A 4,229-nucleotide genomic window follows, 5' to 3' on the forward strand; every position below is an offset into this window, starting at 1 on the left:
ATCGAGCAGGTCGCCGTGATGCCGAACTTCGATTGCTTGACCGTCAGCCCCGCATTCAGCTGCAGGCCCGAGAACGAGGCCACGCCGTTGTTGAGCGCGAACGTCACGGGCCCGCTGACGCTGGCACTGCCGCTGCCGGCCTGGTAGCCGTCGACGGTCTGCAGCATCGCGACGATCGGCGGCGCGATCGCCGCCTTCAGCGTGCTCATGAACTTCTCTTGCGCGCGGATGACGCCACCGTAGACGTTGGGGCTGGTGGATGTCTGGGAGTACTCGGCGTAGCCGACGTTCGGCACGCCGAGCGACCCTTGGAACACCACCGTCTCGGCGGCTGCGAAGCCGGATGCCAGCGCGAGCGCAGCGGCAAGACACAGTTTTCGAATCATGGGAAATCCTCCTTGTCGTCCGGATCGGACGCGCGGATGTTTCCAGATCGGCGCGCCGGATTCATGCTCTGCGTTGAGGTTGGTGATTCGCGCCGGCTGTGGCAAGCTCCGTTGCCATCCGCTCCGCGCTCTCGATCGAGACCCCCCATGGCCAAGATCCCCCCGGGCGTCGGCCCGCGCTTCCCGCAGGTCGTCGTGCTGTTCGGCGCCACCGGCGATCTCGCGCGGCGCAAGCTGCTGCCGGGGCTCTACCACCTGTCGGCGGCGGGCTTCATCCCCGGCTGCCGCATCATCGGCGTCTCGCTCGACGACATCGATGCCGACGGCTTTCGCGCGGTGGCCCGCGCCGCGCTCGGCGAGTTCGCGAGCCGCAAGGTCACCGAATCCGACTGGGCGCTGTTCTCGCAAAGCCTCGACTACGTGCCGCTCTCGGCCGGTGCCGCCGCGTTGCGCAGCGCCGTCGAGGCCGCCGAGCGCAGCCTGGGCGGCCGGGGTGACGACATGCGCCGCCTGCACTACCTGAGCGTGCCGCCCAGCGCGGCGCTGCCGGCGGTGCAGATGCTCGGCGAGGCCGGCCTGGTGGAGCGCTCGCGCATCGTGATGGAGAAGCCCTTCGGCACCGACCTCGCGAGCGCCGTCGCGCTGAACGCGCGGCTGCACGAGACCTTTGCCGAGGAGCAGATCTTCCGCATCGACCACTTCCTCGGCAAGGAGCCGGCGCAGAACATCCTCGCGTTCCGCTTCGCCAACGGGCTGTTCGAGCCCATCTGGAACCGCAACTTCATCGACCACGTGCAGATCGACGTGCCCGAGACGCTCGGTCTCGGCACCCGCGCCGGCTTCTACGAGCAGACCGGCGCGTACCGCGACATGGTGGTCACGCACCTGTTCCAGATCCTCGCCTTCATGGCGATGGAGCCGCCCACCGCGCTCGAGCCGGCGCCGATCAGCGAGGAGAAGAACAAGGTCTTCCGCAGCATGCTGCCGATCCAGCCGGCCGACGTGGTGCGCGGCCAGTACGCCGGCTACCGCGCCGAGCCGGGCGTCGACCCCGAATCCGAGGCCGAGACCTTCATCGCGCTGAAGTGCTACATCGACAACTGGCGCTGGGCCGGCGTGCCGTTCTTCCTGCGCACCGGCAAGCGCATGGCCGAGGGCCAGCGCATCATCTCGATCGCGTTCCGCGAGCCGCCGAAGAGCATGTTCCCGCCCGGCTCCGGTGTCGGCGCGCAAGGGCCCGACCACCTCACCTTCGACCTCGCCGATGCGTCGAAGATGTCGCTGTCGTTCTACGGCAAGCGCCCCGGGCCGGGGATGCGGCTGGACAAGCTGAGCCTGCAGTTCGCGATGCACGACACCGGCCTGATCGGCGAGGTGCTCGAGGCCTACGAGCGGCTGATCCTCGACGCGATGCGCGGCGACCGCACGCTGTTCACCACCGCCGAGGGCATCGAGCGGCTGTGGCAGGTGTCGACGCAGCTGCTCGAATCGCCGCCGCCGGTGCGGCTCTACCCGCCGGGTTCCTGGGGGCCGAAGTCGATCCACCAGCTGATCGCGCCGCACGCGTGGCGGCTGCCGTTCGAGCGCGCGTGGCGCGACCCGAACAAGACAGGGAACTGATCAGAACGTCGAGGGGTATTCCACCGCCGGATCGAGGAAGTACTGGGCGGCAGCGGCTGGCGGCAGGTGGCCCCAGGCTTGCCACAGGTCGGCCGCGAAGCCGGCGGCCATGGCCTGGCTCATCAGCTTGGAGGCCACCATCAGTTCCGCAGCGACCTGTTCGACCCAGGTCTGGCGGTCGAGGAGGGGAGAGAGCGTTTGCATGGGGTGGATTCTTCGATCGGTTGCAGTTGTTGCCAATCCGCACGAAGCGGGCCCCCGGAAGAGGGGACTGTCGCTGGCCCCCGAGGCCGCCGCATCCCTTCGATTGAGGATGGACGGACGCGCCACAATCGGCTCATGAAGACGCCACTGCTTCCCGCCGCCGACGCCGCGCGCCTCGCGCTGCGCTGTCTCGACCTGACTTCGCTGAAGGACGACGACACGCCGGCGTCGATCGAGACGCTGGCCGACAAGGCCCGCACACCGCACGGTGCGCCGGCCGCGCTGTGCGTGTACCCGGCGTTCGTGCCGGCGGCAAAGCGCAGGCTGGATGCGCTGGGGCTGGCGGCGGTGCGGGTGGCGACGGTCGTCAATTTTCCGCACGGCGAGGCGTCGCCCGACGTGGTGGCGGCGCAGATCGCCGCGGCCCGCGAGGCCGGCGCCGACGAGATCGACACGGTGTTCCCGTGGCGTGCGCTGCAGGCGGGCGATGCGCAGGCCGGCGTGGCGCTGGTGGCTGCCTGCCGCCGCGCCTGCGGGCCGCTGCCGTTGAAGGTGATCCTCGAGACCGGCGAGTTGCAGCGCCCCGAACTGATCCGCCAGGCCAGCGAGATCGCGCTGCGCGAGGGCGCCGACTTCCTGAAGACCTCCACCGGCAAGGTACCGGTCAACGCGACGCCGCAGGCCGTCCAGGTGATGGGCGAGGTGATCCGCGCGCACGGCACCCGCGCCGGGCTGAAGGTGGCCGGCGGCGTGTCGACGATCGCCGACGTGCAGCGCTACCTCGCGCTCGCCGCCGAGGTGTACGGTGCCGACCGCCTCGGTCCCGGCACGCTGCGCTTCGGCGCGTCGAGCCTGCTGGCCGTGCTGCTGTCGGCCATCGACGGCGGCCCGGCGGTGGCGCCTGCCAGCGGCTACTGATGGCTGCCGTGCTGCCCCAGGAGATCATCCGCCGCAAGCGCGACGGCCATGCGTTGGGTGATGCCGAGCTGCGCGCGTTCGCGCAGGGCATCGCGGACGAGTCCGTCAGCGAGGCGCAGATCGCCGCGTTCGCGATGGCGGTGTGCTGGCGCGGCATGGCGACGGACGAGGCGGTGTCGCTGACGCTCGCGATGCGCGACAGCGGCAGCGGCAGCGTGCTGGACTGGCGCACCGAAGCGCTGCCCGGCCCGGTGCTCGACAAGCATTCCACCGGCGGCGTCGGCGACACCGTGTCGCTGATGCTCGGCCCGATGCTGGYGGCCTGCGGCGGCTTCGTGCCGATGATCTCCGGCCGCGGCCTGGGCCATACCGGCGGCACGCTCGACAAGCTGGAGGCGATCCCCGGCTACCGGGCGGGCGTGTCGGTCGAGCAGCTGCGGCGCGTCGTGCGCGAGGCGGGTGTCGCGATCGTCGGTGCGGGGGATGCGCTCGCGCCGGCCGACCGCCGCTTCTACGCGGTGCGCGACGTGACGGCCACCGTCGAATCGGTGCCGCTGATCACCGCCTCGATCCTGTCGAAGAAGCTGGCCGCCGGGCTGGGCGCGCTGGTGCTCGACGTGAAGTTCGGCAACGGCGCCTTCATGCAGGACATCGAGCGCGCGCGCGAGCTGGCGCGCAGCCTGGTCGAGGTCGGCTGCGGCGCCGGGCTGCCGACGCAGGTGTTGCTGACCGACATGAACCAGGCGCTCGCGCCGGCCGCCGGCAATGCGCTGGAGGCGCAGGTGGCGCTGGACTACCTGCGCGGCACGGCGCGGCCGGTGCGGCTGCACGAGGTGGTGATGGCGCTCGGCGCAGCGGTGCTGCAGCAGGCCGGGCTGGCGGCCGATGACGCCGAGGCACGCGCGCGGCTGCTGCGTGCACTCGACAGCGGATCGGCGGCCGAACGCTTCGCGCGCATGGTGGCGGGGCTGGGCGGGCCGGCCGACGTGCTTGCGAACCCCGGGCTGCCGCAGGCCGCGATCGTGCGCGACGTGCCGGCGGGCGGCGCAGGCTTCATCACGACGGTCGACACGCGTGCGCTCGGCATGGCCGTCGTCGCGC

At 71.2% G+C, this 4,229-nt stretch carries 5 protein-coding genes; 3 read left to right on the forward strand and 2 right to left on the reverse strand.

The window, feature by feature from the left end:
* A partial coding sequence (locus AC1D01_RS23170; RefSeq protein ID WP_477870485.1) for a hypothetical protein occupies window positions 1–386 on the reverse strand: 386 nt, incomplete at its 3' end.
* A gap of 147 nt (window positions 387–533) precedes the next feature.
* On the opposite strand from AC1D01_RS23170, the gene zwf reads away from it, so the two are divergent.
* Window positions 534–2,006 carry a glucose-6-phosphate dehydrogenase gene (zwf, locus tag AC1D01_RS23175; protein WP_477870487.1) on the forward strand — a complete coding sequence of 491 codons (1,473 nt, stop codon included), beginning with the start codon at window positions 534–536 and terminating at the stop codon, window positions 2,004–2,006.
* Here zwf and AC1D01_RS23180 read toward each other — a convergent pair whose 3' ends face one another.
* Window positions 2,007–2,210, reverse strand: a complete 204-nt coding sequence (locus AC1D01_RS23180) for a hypothetical protein (RefSeq protein ID WP_477870489.1) — start codon at window positions 2,208–2,210, stop codon at window positions 2,007–2,009.
* A gap of 135 nt (window positions 2,211–2,345) precedes the next feature.
* On the opposite strand from AC1D01_RS23180, the gene deoC reads away from it, so the two are divergent.
* A complete protein-coding gene (gene deoC / locus AC1D01_RS23185; RefSeq protein ID WP_477870491.1) occupies window positions 2,346–3,128 on the forward strand; it encodes a deoxyribose-phosphate aldolase in 783 nt (260 codons plus the stop codon).
* The coding region (locus tag AC1D01_RS23190; protein ID WP_477870493.1) for a thymidine phosphorylase at window positions 3,128–4,229 on the forward strand (1,102 nt) is incomplete at its 3' end. The genes deoC and AC1D01_RS23190, both read left to right, overlap by 1 nt.

It is taken from the genome of Rhizobacter sp. P3_B12 (assembly GCF_056402895.1).